This is a genomic window from Methylopila capsulata (assembly GCF_016907975.1).
GTDB classification, from domain to species: domain Bacteria; phylum Pseudomonadota; class Alphaproteobacteria; order Rhizobiales; family Methylopilaceae; genus Methylopila; species Methylopila capsulata.
Window position 1 is genome coordinate 995,041 of sequence record NZ_JAFBCY010000001.1, and the last position, 12,165, is coordinate 1,007,205.

General features: G+C 68.6%; 13 protein-coding genes. 3 read left to right on the plus strand and 10 right to left on the minus strand.

The genetic code is table 11. The features are described 5' to 3' along the window. Positions 1-2,232, minus strand: coding sequence for a phosphoribosylformylglycinamidine synthase subunit PurL (gene purL / locus JOD31_RS04715; RefSeq protein ID WP_204949114.1), 2,232 nt, complete (start codon positions 2,230-2,232; stop codon positions 1-3). Positions 2,233-2,327: 95 nt separating this feature from the next. On the opposite strand from purL, the gene JOD31_RS04720 reads away from it, so the two are divergent. Both JOD31_RS04720 and JOD31_RS04725 read left to right on the plus strand, forming a co-directional pair. Continuing rightward, entirely contained in the window at positions 2,328-2,915 is a 588-nt protein-coding gene (locus JOD31_RS04720; protein WP_204949115.1) for a Uma2 family endonuclease, read from the plus strand. Positions 2,916-2,999: 84 nt separating this feature from the next. Then, positions 3,000-4,118: an AbrB family transcriptional regulator gene (locus JOD31_RS04725; RefSeq protein WP_204949347.1), complete on the plus strand. Its 1,119-nt coding sequence runs from the start codon at positions 3,000-3,002 to the stop codon at positions 4,116-4,118. On the opposite strand, the gene JOD31_RS04730 is transcribed toward JOD31_RS04725, so the two are convergent. From JOD31_RS04730 to soxR, 7 genes are all read right to left on the minus strand, one after another. Beyond that, positions 4,115-4,915 carry a DUF72 domain-containing protein gene (locus tag JOD31_RS04730; protein WP_204949116.1) on the minus strand — a complete coding sequence of 267 codons (801 nt, stop codon included), beginning with the start codon at positions 4,913-4,915 and terminating at the stop codon, positions 4,115-4,117. The genes JOD31_RS04725 and JOD31_RS04730 overlap by 4 nt on opposite strands. Continuing rightward, a complete protein-coding gene (purQ, locus tag JOD31_RS04735; RefSeq protein WP_204949117.1) occupies positions 4,915-5,604 on the minus strand; it encodes a phosphoribosylformylglycinamidine synthase subunit PurQ in 690 nt (229 codons plus the stop codon). The genes JOD31_RS04730 and purQ overlap by 1 nt, the downstream gene beginning before the upstream one ends. A gap of 20 nt (positions 5,605-5,624) precedes the next feature. After that, positions 5,625-6,191 (minus strand): hypothetical protein, encoded by a 567-nt coding sequence (locus JOD31_RS04740; protein WP_246482326.1) that lies wholly within the window; start codon positions 6,189-6,191, stop codon positions 5,625-5,627. A gap of 8 nt (positions 6,192-6,199) precedes the next feature. Continuing rightward, entirely contained in the window at positions 6,200-6,442 is a 243-nt protein-coding gene (gene purS, locus JOD31_RS04745; protein WP_204949118.1) for a phosphoribosylformylglycinamidine synthase subunit PurS, read from the minus strand. 27 nt (positions 6,443-6,469) lie between these two features. After that, positions 6,470-7,051, minus strand: a complete 582-nt coding sequence (locus JOD31_RS04750; protein ID WP_204949119.1) for a hypothetical protein — start codon at positions 7,049-7,051, stop codon at positions 6,470-6,472. Positions 7,052-7,139: 88 nt separating this feature from the next. After that, the gene (gene purC, locus JOD31_RS04755) at positions 7,140-7,946 is read right to left on the minus strand and encodes a phosphoribosylaminoimidazolesuccinocarboxamide synthase (protein ID WP_020184348.1); all 807 of its coding nucleotides are present in this window, start codon (positions 7,944-7,946) and stop codon (positions 7,140-7,142) included. A gap of 160 nt (positions 7,947-8,106) precedes the next feature. Further along, complete coding sequence (gene soxR, locus JOD31_RS04760; protein WP_204949120.1) at positions 8,107-8,550, minus strand: redox-sensitive transcriptional activator SoxR; 444 nt, start codon at positions 8,548-8,550, stop codon at positions 8,107-8,109. Positions 8,551-8,627: 77 nt separating this feature from the next. Between soxR and JOD31_RS04765 the strand changes: the two genes are divergently transcribed. Further along, positions 8,628-9,485, plus strand: a complete 858-nt coding sequence (locus JOD31_RS04765) for an arylamine N-acetyltransferase family protein (protein WP_204949121.1) — start codon at positions 8,628-8,630, stop codon at positions 9,483-9,485. Between the two features lie 61 nt (positions 9,486-9,546). Here JOD31_RS04765 and glgX read toward each other — a convergent pair whose 3' ends face one another. Continuing rightward, entirely contained in the window at positions 9,547-11,622 is a 2,076-nt protein-coding gene (gene glgX / locus JOD31_RS04770; protein ID WP_204949122.1) for a glycogen debranching protein GlgX, read from the minus strand. A gap of 133 nt (positions 11,623-11,755) precedes the next feature. Beyond that, the gene (locus tag JOD31_RS04775; protein WP_204949123.1) at positions 11,756-12,142 is read right to left on the minus strand and encodes a DUF2934 domain-containing protein; all 387 of its coding nucleotides are present in this window, start codon (positions 12,140-12,142) and stop codon (positions 11,756-11,758) included. Between the last annotated feature and the right edge of the window lie 23 nt (positions 12,143-12,165).

Genomic DNA, 12,165 nt, shown 5'->3' on the forward strand with positions numbered 1-12,165 from the left:
TCAGGCGTCGGGGGCGGCGTCCGCCGCCGTACCCGCCATGAAGCGCGGGAACCAGCCTTCGTGGGCCTCGCGCAGTTCGTTCAGAAGGATGGGGGCTTCGCGGCCCGGAATCAATCGGTCGCCGCCCGTCAGGCCGATCCGCGTCGCCGTGACGCCGGCTTCGCTCGCAGCGGAGATGACGAGACCCGCCTTGGATTCGTCGACCGTCACCACGTAGCGGGCCTGATCCTCGCCGAAGAACCAGGCGTGGGGCGCCGCATTCGCCGGGGCGTCGTCGAGCGACGCGCCGATTCGGCCGGCCAGCGCCATCTCGGCGACGCTGAGCAGCAGCCCGCCGTCGGAGACGTCATGGACCGCAGTCGCGGCGCCGCTCAGGATCAGGCTGCGCACGAAGTCGCCGTTGCGGAGCTCCGCCGCGAGATCGACCGGCGGCGGCGCGCCTTCCTCGCGTCCCGCGACCAGCCAGAGCCAGCACGATCGGCCGAGCCAGCCGATGCCGTCGCCGATCAGCAGGATGGCCTCGCCCTCGCGCTTGAAGGCGATGGTGGCGCTCTTCGAGATGTCGTCGAGCACGCCGACCGCACCGATGGTCGGCGTCGGCAGGATCGCGCGGCCTTGGGTCTCGTTGTAGAGCGAGACGTTGCCGGACACGACCGGGAAGTCGAGCGCCCGGCAGGCCTCGCCGATGCCTTTGATGCAGCCCACGAGCTGGCCCATGATCTCGGGCTTCTCGGGGTTGCCGAAGTTGAGGTTGTCGGTGACGGCGAGCGGGCGGGCGCCGACGGCGGTCAGGTTGCGCCAGGCTTCCGCCACCGCCTGCTTGCCGCCCTCGAACGGGTCGGCCTCGCAGTAGCGCGGCGTCACGTCGGCGGTCATGGCGAGGCCCTTGGGGCCGCCGTTGACGCGGATCACGGCCGAGTCGCCGCCGGGCTTCTGCACGGTGTCGCCGAGGATGATGTGGTCGTACTGCTCCCACACCCAGCGGCGGGAGGAGAGCTCAGCGGAGCCGATCAGCGTCAGCAGCGCCTCGCGCGTCCCGACTTTCGCATCGACGTTGGCGGCGGCGACAGCCTGCGCCTTCGGCGTCTCGACCCAGGGGCGGTCGTACTCCGGCGCCTCGTCGCCAAGCTCCTTGATCGGAAGGTCGGCCTTCAGCTCGCCGTTGAGGTAGACCTTGAAGCGCAGGTCGTCCGTCGTGTGGCCGACCACCGCGAAATCGAGCCCCCACTTCACGAAGATCGCGCGTGCCACGTCCTCCTTCTCGGGGTGCAGCACCATGAGCATGCGCTCCTGGCTCTCCGAGAGCATCATCTCGTAGGCCGTCATGCCGTCTTCGCGCACCGGCACGTTCTCGAGGTCGAGCCGGATGCCGAGGTCGCCCTTGGCGCCCATCTCGACCGCCGAGCAGGTGAGGCCCGCGGCGCCCATGTCCTGGATGGCGACGACGGAGCCGGACGCCATCAGCTCAAGGCACGCCTCCAGCAGCAGCTTTTCGGCGAAGGGATCGCCCACCTGCACGGTCGGCCGCTTCTCCTCCGACCCTTCGTCGAACTCGGCGGAGGCCATGGTCGCGCCGTGAATGCCGTCGCGCCCTGTCTTGGAGCCGAGATAGACCACGGGCAGGCCGACGCCGCTCGCCTTGGCGTAGAAGATCGCGTCGGCCTTCGCGAGGCCGACCGCCATGGCGTTGACGAGGATGTTGCCGTCGTAGCGGGTGTGGAAACCCACGAGGCCGCCGACGGTCGGCACGCCGAAGGAGTTGCCGTAACCGCCGACGCCAGCGACGACGCCCGACACGAGATGGCGCGTGCGCGGATGCTCCGGCGCGCCGAAGCGCAGCGCGTTCAGCGCCGCGACAGGCCGCGCGCCCATGGTGAAGACGTCGCGCAGGATGCCGCCGACGCCGGTCGCAGCCCCCTGATAGGGCTCGATGAAGCTGGGGTGGTTGTGGCTCTCCATCTTGAAGACGACCGCGTCGCCGTCGCCGATGTCGACCACGCCGGCGTTCTCGCCGGGGCCCTGGATGACATGAGGGCCGTCGATCGGCAGCGTCTTCAGCCAGAGCTTCGACGACTTGTAGGAGCAGTGCTCGTTCCACATCGCCGAGAAGATCCCGAGCTCCGTGAAGCTCGGCTCGCGGCCGATGAGGGACAGGATGCGCTCGTACTCGTCGGGCTTGAGGCCGTGGGCGGCGACAAGGTCGGGCGTGATGGCGGGCTCGTGTGCGGTCATCGATCTCGCGGGCGCGGACGTTTCGGAGGAGGCCGGGCCTTGCTACGCCAATGCGGCGCGGCATGCTAGAGTGCGGCGCTGATCCGAGGCCGCCGATGAGTTACCCACTGGTTAAACCGCGCCGCCTCACGGTGGCTGAGTTTCGCGAGATCGAACTCAACGCTCCTGAGGAGGAGCGTTGGGAGCTGCTTGATGGTTACATCGTGAAGTCGATGGCCGGCGGCACCAAGATCCACAATCTTATCGTCTTCAATATCCAGTCGGCCCTGATGAACGCCCTCAGGCGCAAAGGGTCGCCGTGCCGGGCCTTCTCCGAGAACGTCCGCCTCGACATCGATCCCTCTCTCGCGTCGACCCTTCCCGATGTCGTGGTCAGTTGCTCGCCTTGGGCGGGAAGTCCGACCTCGATCTCCGACGCCGCCGCGATCGTCGAGGTCCTTTCGCCTTCAACCGCGTTCGTGGATCTCGGAGCGAAGCTTGACGCGTATCTCACCTTGGACTCACTGCGAACCTGTCTGTTCGTGGAGCAGAAAAAGCGCGCCGTCATCGTTCACCGGAAAACGAATGACGGTTGGCTGCGACAGGATCTCTCCTCGCCCACGGACCGCGTGGCGTTCGACGGGCTCGACGTGTCCATGACGCTTGCTGAGATCTACGAGGACGTTACCTTCGACGCGGCCTGACCTGCGGGACCGCCCGCCGGCGCATGCCGCCCCTGCGCGAAGCCTGCGGCGCGCGGCGCGCGCATGCGGTATACCGTCCGCGTGATGCGGTCCCTCCCCTTGATTTCCGCCTGGCGCCCGCCGGTCCAATGGGCCGCGACGCTCGCGTTGTCCGCCGCGATCGTGGTGGCGCTCGAAGTCCTGGGCCTGCCAGCCGCGCTGCTGCTCGGCCCGATGGTGGCCGGCATCGTCATCGCGGGGCTCGGCGGCGCGCTCAGCGTGCCGCGCAGCCCGTTCCATCTGGCGCAGGCGCTGGTCGGGCTGATGATCGCCCGCAGCATCCCCGCGAGCTTTCTCGCCGAGATCGCCAAGGACTGGCCGATCTTCATCGGCGGCATCGTCTCGACCACCATCGCAAGCAACGCGCTCGGCTATCTGCTCGCGCGCCGGCAGGTGCTGCCGGGCACGACCGCGATCTGGGGCTCCTCCCCCGGCGCGGCCTCCGCGATGACCTTCCTCGCGGAAGCCTATGGCGCGGACGTGCGTCTGGTCGCGGTCATGCAGTACCTGCGGGTCGTCCTCGTCGCCGTTTCCGCCTCGATCGTCGCGCTGATCTGGGTCTCGCCGGACCGCGGCGCCGCAAGCGTCGACTGGTTCCCGCCGGTGGACTGGCCGAGCCTCGCCGCCACCCTCGCGCTGGCCGCGGCGGGCGCCTGGGCCGGCCGGCGTTCCCGGCTGCCGGCCGGGCAACTGCTGCTGCCGCTCGCGCTCGGCGTGCTGCTGCACGATTTCGGGCTTCTGAAGATCGAGCTCCCGCCGTGGCTGCTGGCGGCGAGCTACGCACTCGTCGGCTGGAGCATCGGCCTGCGCTTCACCCGGCCGATCATCCTGCACGCGGCGCGGGCGCTGCCGATCCTCGCGCTCTCGGTGCTGACGCTGATCGCGCTCTGCGGCGCCTTCGCCGCGGCGCTGGTGCACTTCGCAGGCCTCGACCCGCTGACCGCCTTCCTCGCCACCAGTCCCGGCGGCGCCGACTCGGTCGCGATCATCGCGGCGTCGAGCGACGTCGACCTGCAGTTCGTGATGACCATGCAGACGGCGCGACTGGTGATCGTGCTGCTCACCGGGCCGAGCGTGGCGCGGTTCATCGCCCGGCGGGCCGAGCGTGGCGCGGTTCATCGCCCGGCGGATCGAGCGCCGAAGGGCGGCCGAGACGCCGCCTAGCCCTTGAGGCGCCCGATCATCGCCTGCGCGGCCGCCGGGTTGCGCACCTTCGCGCCCGAGATGAAGAAGGCGAAGACCTCGCGCGGCGTCTTCGGGGCAGGCGCGGCGGAAAGCGCCGGCAGGTCCTTCGGCGTCTCGCCCCTGGCGTAGGCCGCAAGCCGCTTCGCCCAGGCGTCGAGCTCGTCCTCGGCGTAGCCGGTCTCGATCTCCTCCTGCGCGCGCTCCAGCCTGAGGTAGACGAAGTCCGCGGTCGGGTCGGCGATCATCGGATGGTCGGGGTCGTCGAGGATGACCTGCGCGACCTTCGCGTCCCGCAGCATCTCCACGAACCGCGGGTCGGCGAAGCTCTCGTGCCGCGCCTCGATGACGTGGCGCAGCGCCACGCCGTTGCGCTTCGCCGGCAGCAGCTTGAGGAAGCCCGCGAGATCGTCCGGATCGAACCGCTTGGTCGCCGCGAGCTGCCACAGGATCGGGCCGAGCTTGGGGCCGAGCTCCGTCACGCCGCTGTCGAGGAAGCGCGTCACCGACTCGGCGCCCTCGCTGAGCACCTTGCGGTTGGTGGCGAAGCGCGGACCCTTCACGGAGAACAGGAAGCCCTCCGGCGTCTCCGACGCCCATTTCCGGAAGCTCTCCGGCTTCTGGGAGCCGTAGAACGTCGCGTTGATCTCGATCGCGGTGAGGCGTTCGGCGGCGTAGGCCAGCTCGCGCTTCTGCGTCAGGTCGTCGGGGTAGAACGTCCCGCGCCACGGCTCGAAGGTCCAGCCGCCGATCCCGACCCGGATCGCCCCGGCCGCCATCACGCGGCCTTCGCGAGCCCTGCGAACAGCACGAGGCCGTCCGTCCCGCCGACCGCGCCGTCGATCAGGTTCTCGGGATGCGGCATCATGCCGAGCACGTTCAGCTTCTCGGAGTAGACCCCGGCGATGTCGTTGATCGAGCCGTTGGCGTTGGCGAGGCCCCCGACGTTGCCGGCCGCGTCGCAGTAGCGGAACGCCACCCGGCCGTCGCCTTCGAGTCGCTCGATGGTCTCGGGGTCGGCGAAGTAGTTGCCCTCGCCGTGGGCGCAGGCGACCTCGATCACCTGGCCGGGCTGGTACCCGCTCGTGAACCGGGTGTCGACGCGCTCGACCTTGAGGTGCTGCGTCTTGCAGATGAAGCGCAGGTTCTTGTTGCGGGTGAGGATGCCCGGAAGCAGGCCGCTCTCGACCAGGATCTGGAAGCCGTTGCAGATGCCGAGCACCAGCCCGCCGCGGGCGGCATGCGCCCGCACCGCGTCCATGATCGGCGCCCGCGCCGCGATCGCGCCGCAACGCAGGTAGTCGCCGTAGGAGAAGCCGCCCGGCAGCACCACGAGGTCCGTGCCCGCCGGCAGGTCGGTGTCGGCGTGCCACACCATGGCGGGCGCCGAGCCGGTCCCGGCCCGCAACGCCGCTGCAACGTCGCGCTCGCGGTTGGACCCGGGAAAGACGATGACGGCGGCGTTCATGGCTCTCGGTCCTCGAAGCGTTACTGCTCGATCTTGAGCGAGGCGAGCAGCGCCTCGATCTTCGGCTGGTGGGTCGCCCAGCTCTCGGACGGCGTCACGCAGTTGAAGGCCACGTCGTAGCCTTTCGCGGCGACGAGGAACAGCCCGAAGCGCAGCTTGCCGGGCTCGCCCTCGGCCTTCAGCTCCGCCCAGTGTCCAGCGTTCGGCCCGAAGCGCTTCGGCGCGAAGGGCGCGACGTAGGAGGCCGCGAAGTCCTTCGGCGCGCTGGCGATGACGCCCTCGCCGAACTTCGCCGCGGTCTCGTCGGCCAGAGCGACGCCGGGACGCGCCTGTTCGTCGGCGCGGGTCTGGATCGTGCAGAACACGCGCTCGCCGCCGCAGGCCTTGTCGGTGCAGCGCACGCCGATCTGCCGCACGGTCTGGAACTTGGTCCAGTTGGCGCCGTCCGGCAGCAGCGAGAACACGCCGTTCGGGCCGCGGATGTCCGGAATGGCCGCGGGTTTCGGCGCGCCCTGCGCGAGGGCTGCGCCTGCAGACAGAGCGAGCGTCACGGCGCCGAGCGCCATGCCGGTAAGACGGGTCGTCATAGTCGGGATCACCCCGCGATGTCGTAGCGATAGCTCTCGATGACGGTGTTCGCGAGCAGCTTTTCGCACATGGACTTGAGGGTCGCCTCCGCCTCGGCGCGATCGTCGGTGGCGAGCTCGACGTCGAACAGCTTGCCCTGGCGGACGCTTTCGACGCCGGGCACGCCGAGGGAGCCGAGCGCTCCCTCGATCGCCTTGCCCTGCGGATCGAGGACGCCGGTCTTGAGGGTGACGGTGACGCGCGCCTTCATGATCGGGATCCTCTCGAGCGACGGTGGCTACAGGGTGGCGTCGAGCGCCTTGTTGATCTTCGCGGCGCTGTCGTCCCGCAGCTTAAGAGCCGCGCTCTCGCCCTTCGTCAACACCTGAACCGCCATCAGGCGCTCGGACTTGGAGTCGAAGATCGTGGACATCACCGCCGAAGACCCGTCCGGGCACCCGCCGGCGCTGTCGATCTGCACGCGGGCGTCGTTGATCTTCTTGATGTCATAGCTCTTGAAGGCGCAGCCCGTCGCCTTCATCGATTCCTCGTTGCCGTATTTGAAGGCGGTCAGCGCGCCCTGGGGATCCGCGACGACTTTTTTAAGATACTCGCCGCTCGGCTTCGCCGCGCTGATCCCCAGCACGCCTCGGCCGCCGCAGCTGTCCTTGTCGCAGACGTAGGTGACGCTCTCGCCGGTCGCGTTCTGCTTGGTCCAGCCGGCGCCGACGTCGCCGAGGGTCTTCTCGATGTCGAGCTGGGGCGCGTCGTCAGCCGTGGTCGTGGGGGCGGCGGCGGGCGGCGCCGCCGTCTGGGCGGCGGCCGGGAAGACCGCGAGGCAACCCGCGGCGACGATCAAGGCCCTGATGTTTATGGGCATATTATTATCCTCCCTTCCGAAACGACGACGCCCCGCTCGGGTGGGAGCGGGGCGTCGGCAGTCTTATGAACCGTGAGGCTGAGGCGCGCTATGCGTCCTTCGACGTCACCAGCACCGGGCCGCGGCCGTTCGGAACCTCCGACTCGGGCAGGATGCCAAGCCGGCGCGCGACCTCGGAATAGGCCTCGACGAGGCCGCCCATGTCGCGGCGGAAGCGGTCCTTGTCGAGCTTGTCGTTCGACTTGATGTCCCAGAGACGGCACGAGTCGGGGCTGATCTCGTCGGCGACGACGATGCGCACCGTGTCGTTCTCCCAGAGACGGCCGGTCTCCATCTTGAAGTCGACGAGGCGGATGCCGACGCCGAGGAACAGGCCGGACAGGAAGTCGTTGACGCGGATCGCCAGCGCCATGATGTCGTCGATCTCCTGCGGGCTCGCCCAGCCAAAGGCCGTGACGTGCTCCTCAGAGACCATCGGGTCGTTCAGGGCGTCGTTCTTGTAATAGAACTCGATGATCGAACGGGGCAGCTGGGTGCCCTCCTCGATGCCGAGCTTGGTCGCAAGCGAGCCGGCGGCGACATTGCGCACCACGACTTCGAGCGGAATGATCTCGACTTCGCGGATCAGCTGCTCGCGCATGTTCAGCCGACGGATGAAATGCGTCGGCACCCCGATGTCGTTGAGGTGCTGGAAGACGAACTCCGAGATCCGGTTGTTCAGGACGCCCTTGCCGTCAATCACCTCGTGCTTCTTGGCGTTGAAGGCGGTGGCGTCGTCCTTGAAATGCTGGATCAGCGTGCCGGGCTCGGGTCCTTCATAGAGGACTTTCGCCTTGCCTTCATAGATGCGGCGACGGCGGTTCATCGGCGTATACCGTGGCTTGAGGAAATCCATAACACCTGCCGGTTTGTCGTGTCTGACCGGATGGTCGTCGGTCCGGCGGCGCACAAGAATCGGTCGCCTCCGGTGGAACGGAGACGCCATGCGCGCGGCCGGACCCTAGCCGATCAGGGGGGCGAGCACAACGACGGCCGCAGCGGCGGAGCCATCGCGCTCAGAGGGGGTCCAGCAGCCGCGGGCCGGGACCTTCGCGAAAACGGACGTCGTCGGGATTGCGCAGCGGGCAATCGGGCGCCGTCAGGCAACCGCACCCGATGCAGCCGTCAAGTTCGTCGCGCAGCCGGGTCAGCCGGGCGATGCGGTCGTCGAGCTCCCCCCGCCAAGCGGCGGACAGCGCGCGCCAGTCCGCGGCGGTCGGCGCGCCGTCCCGCGGCAGCGCCTGCATGGCCTCGCCGATCTTCGCGAGCGGGACGCCGAGCCGCTGGGCGACCTTGATGATCGCGACCCGGCGCAGGATCTCGCGCGCGAACCGCCGCTGATTGCCCTCGCTTCTACGGCTCCGGATCAACCCCTGGGCTTCGTAGAAATGCAGCGTCGACACCGCGACGCCGCTGCGGCGGGCGACCTCGCCCACGCTCATGTCCCGCACCGCGACCATCGTCGCCCCTTGACCTCAACTTTACTTGAGGTTCTATAGCCTTGCTCCTGCGCATCGACAAGCTGGGAGCCCCGCTCATGACCGCCCCCTTCCTCGCCCCGCCCGCGCCCAGGGCTGAGATCCTCTCGCCAGGCGAGGTCGATCTCGACGCCTATTTCGCGCGGATCGGCTATCGGGGTCCCCGCGCGCCCTCGCATGAGACGCTCGCCGCCCTCCAGCGCGCGCATCTCGCCGCGATCCCGTTCGAGGCGATTGACGTCGCGCTCGGCCACGTCGTCGACATCGCGCCCGTGGCGATCGATCGGAAACTGCTTGCCGCCCGACGCGGCGGCTTCTGCTACGAGCAGAACGGGCTGTTCCACCGGGTGTTAAGCGCGCTCGGATTCGAGGTTCACGGACTGTTGGCCCGCGTGCTTCTCGGTCGGGCCGACGACGACCTCGCCGGTCGCACCCACAGGACGCTGCGCGTCACGGTCGAGGGCGCGGCCTATCTCGTGGACGTGGGGTTCGGCGCTATGGTTCCCCCCGAACCGCTTCGGCTCGACGATCCCCGGCCGCAGGAGACGGCGCATGAGCCCTGGCGGATCGCGTCGTCCGGCGGACTCACCCGGGTCCTCGCTCTGACCGAAGAGGGGTGGTCGCCGATGTACGAGTTCTCGGACGAAGCGCACACGACGGCGGACTACGTGATCGCGAACTGGTTCACCTGCACCCACCCCTCGTCGTTCTTCCGCCGGTTTCTGGTGGCCGCGAGGATCGCCCCCGACGCCCGCTTCGCTCTCATGGACCGTCGGCTGACGATCCGCAGACGGGGCGCGGCTCCGGAGCGTCACATGCTCGGCGCCGCGGATCTCGAGCGCGTGCTTTCGGATACGTTCAAGCTGACGGTGGAGCCGAACTGGCGGCCGCTCCTGGCGCGGGCCGCGACGACCTGACCGACGGGGGCGCGACGGCGGAGCGGCTTCGGACAAGCCCCGCCGTCGCGGAAGCCGGAAGCTACTTCAACAGCAGCAGGGAGCGGGGCTGAACCTCGAAGACGGCGCCGCCGTCGAGGGCGACGGCTCCCTCCTCCGCCTCCGGCCGCTCCGTGTCGATCGCGACGCTCCAAGGGGCTCCGCCGTCGCGCTCTGGCAGGGTGAAGGGCACCACGCCGTCGTGGCTGTTGAAGATCAGGATCGCCTGCTCCTCATTGGTCGTGAGCTGCAGGCCGATGCAGTCGGCGCCGGCGTCGCCCCACTGCTCCGCCGTCTGCTCGCCGCCACCCGGGTTGAGCCAGGTGACGCCCATTCCATCGCGGAAGCTCGCGCGCCGCAGGATCGCGTGCTCCGCGCGCAGCTTCACCAGCCGCTTGGTGAAAGCCAGGAGCTTCTGGTTGTTCTCGTTGAGGTCCCAGTGGACCCACGAGATCTCACTGTCCTGGCAGTAGCCGTTGTTGTTGCCCCCCTGGGTGCGGCCGAACTCGTCGCCCGCCAGGATCATCGGCGTGCCGTGGCTGAACAGCAGCGTCGCCAGGAAGTTGCGCTTCTGGCGTTCGCGGACGGCGACGATGCCCGCGTCGTCGGTCTCTCCCTCGACGCCGTAGTTGTAACTGCGGTTGTCGCCGTGGCCGTCCTTGCCGTCTTCGCCGTTCGCCTCGTTGTGCTTCTCGTTGTAGGTCACCGTGTCGTGCAGGGTGAAACCGTCATGGGCGGTGACGAAGTTCACGCCGGCCCACGGGCGGCGGCCCTGACGGTCGTAGATGTCGCCCGAGCCGGTGACGCGCGCGGCGAAGTCGCCGAGATGGCCCGCGCCCTGCTTCCAATAGTCCCGCACATTGTCGCGGTACTTGTCGTTCCACTCGGCCCAGCCGGGGGGGAAACCGCCGACCTGGTAGCCGCCGGGGCCGATGTCCCAAGGCTCGCCGACCAGCTTCACCTGCCGCAGAACAGGGTCCTGTCCGATCGCGTCGAAGAAGCCGGAGCGGGCGTCGAAGCCGTAGGTCTCGCGGCCGAGGATGGTGCCGAGGTCGAAGCGGAAACCGTCGACGTGCATCTCCTCCACCCAGTACCGCAGGCTGTCCATCACCATCTGCAGCACGCGGGGGTGGCTGAGATTGACGGTGTTCCCGGTGCCGGTGTCGTTGATGTAGTAGCGGTGATTGTCCGGCATCGTCCGGTAGTAGCTCAGGTTGTCGATGCCCTTGAACGACAGCGTCGGCCCGAGTTCGTTGCCTTCCGCGGTGTGGTTGTAGACGACGTCGAGGATCACCTCGAGGCCGGCGTTGTGGAACGCCCGCACCATGTTCTTGAAGCTCGCGAGCCGCGCCCGGCCGGACTTGTTCTCGCCGCCAGCGTAGCGGCCCATCGGCGCGAAGAATCCGATGGTGTTGTAGCCCCAGAAGTTCTTCAGGCCCTTCGACTCCAAGTGCTGGTCGTCGAGGAAGGCGTGGATCGGCAGCAGTTCGACCGACGTGACGCCCAGCGACTTGATGTGGGCGATGACCTCTTTCTGGCTCAGCCCGTCGAAGGTGCCGCGGATCTCTTCCGGCACGTTCGGATGCAGCATGGTGTAGCCGCGGACGTGGGTCTCGTAGAACACCGTCTTGTCCCACGGCACGTTCGGCCTGACGTCCCCGGTCCAGTCGAAGGCGGTGTCGGCCACCTCGCACTTCGGCATGAACGGCGCGCTGTCGCGCTCGTCGAAGGTGAGGTCCTTGTCCTCGGCGTTCATGTCATAGGCGAAATGAGCGTCATTCCACGCGATCGAGCCGACGAGGCTCTTTGCGTAGGGGTCGAGCACCAGCTTGTTCGGATTGAAGCGGTGGCCTTCCTCGGGCTTGAAGGGCCCGTGAACGCGGTAGCCGTAGATCTGGCCGGGCGCGATCCCCGGGAGATAGCCGTGCCAGATCTCGTCGGTGTACTCGGGAAGGGTGACGCGCTCGATTTCGTTCTGGTTCTCGTCGAAAAGGCACAGTTCCACGCGCTCGGCGTAGGCCGAGAAGATCGCAAAGTTCGTCCCCTGGCCGTCGAAAGTCGCGCCGAGCGGTTGCGGCCGCCCAGCCTCAGCCCGACGGTCGGTCTTAATATCGCCCATGGAAAATGTCGCCTCGCCTCAAGCGGGCCGAAGCGGCCCGCGATCCCGTCACCGCATCACAACGAATGCATCCGCGCGACGTTCCGAGCAATCGAACGCTAACTTGAACCAAGGGCGCGCGGCGCGGCCGCGCTCAGCCCTTCGATTTCTTCGACGGCTTCGCCCCGGCGGACTTGTCCGCCTTTGGCGCGTCGGCCGCGCGCTTGGCGTCGGAGGGCTTGCCGCCGCCGGCTTTACCCCTCTTCGGTTCGGCCGCAGCCGCGGCGATCTTGCCGGGCTCGCCCCCGGCTTTAGGAGGCGTGCCGGCGGCTGCGGCCACGGCCTTCGCCTTCGGAGCTTTCACCGGCTTCGCCTTGGCGCCCGCGACCGCCCCGCCGTTGGGCGGCGGCGCCGAGCCCAGCTCTGCGGCATAGCGTCTTTCAGCCTCGCTCCAGTGGCGCGCGCCCGCGCCCTCCGGGCGGCCATCCTCTTCCCAGATCTGGTAGGCGAGATCGCGCACCCGCCGCTCTCGATCGGTCATGTCCGGGCTCCTTTCGCATCAGG

Bases quoted from the DNA above. Each gene is read 5' to 3' on its own strand.
- purL (WP_204949114.1), bottom strand. From the start codon at position 2,232: ATGACCGCACACGAGCCCGCCATCACGCCCGACCTTGTCGCCGCCCAC.
- JOD31_RS04720 (WP_204949115.1), top strand. From the start codon at position 2,328: ATGAGTTACCCACTGGTTAAACCGCGCCGCCTCACGGTGGCTGAGTTT.
- JOD31_RS04725 (WP_204949347.1), top strand. From the start codon at position 3,000: ATGCGGTCCCTCCCCTTGATTTCCGCCTGGCGCCCGCCGGTCCAATGG.
- JOD31_RS04730 (WP_204949116.1), bottom strand. From the start codon at position 4,915: ATGGCGGCCGGGGCGATCCGGGTCGGGATCGGCGGCTGGACCTTCGAG.
- purQ (WP_204949117.1), bottom strand. From the start codon at position 5,604: ATGAACGCCGCCGTCATCGTCTTTCCCGGGTCCAACCGCGAGCGCGAC.
- JOD31_RS04740 (WP_246482326.1), bottom strand. From the start codon at position 6,191: ATGACGACCCGTCTTACCGGCATGGCGCTCGGCGCCGTGACGCTCGCT.
- purS (WP_204949118.1), bottom strand. From the start codon at position 6,442: ATGAAGGCGCGCGTCACCGTCACCCTCAAGACCGGCGTCCTCGATCCG.
- JOD31_RS04750 (WP_204949119.1), bottom strand. From the start codon at position 7,051: ATGCCCATAAACATCAGGGCCTTGATCGTCGCCGCGGGTTGCCTCGCG.
- purC (WP_020184348.1), bottom strand. From the start codon at position 7,946: ATGGATTTCCTCAAGCCACGGTATACGCCGATGAACCGCCGTCGCCGC.
- soxR (WP_204949120.1), bottom strand. From the start codon at position 8,550: ATGGTCGCGGTGCGGGACATGAGCGTGGGCGAGGTCGCCCGCCGCAGC.
- JOD31_RS04765 (WP_204949121.1), top strand. From the start codon at position 8,628: ATGACCGCCCCCTTCCTCGCCCCGCCCGCGCCCAGGGCTGAGATCCTC.
- glgX (WP_204949122.1), bottom strand. From the start codon at position 11,622: ATGGGCGATATTAAGACCGACCGTCGGGCTGAGGCTGGGCGGCCGCAA.
- JOD31_RS04775 (WP_204949123.1), bottom strand. From the start codon at position 12,142: ATGACCGATCGAGAGCGGCGGGTGCGCGATCTCGCCTACCAGATCTGG.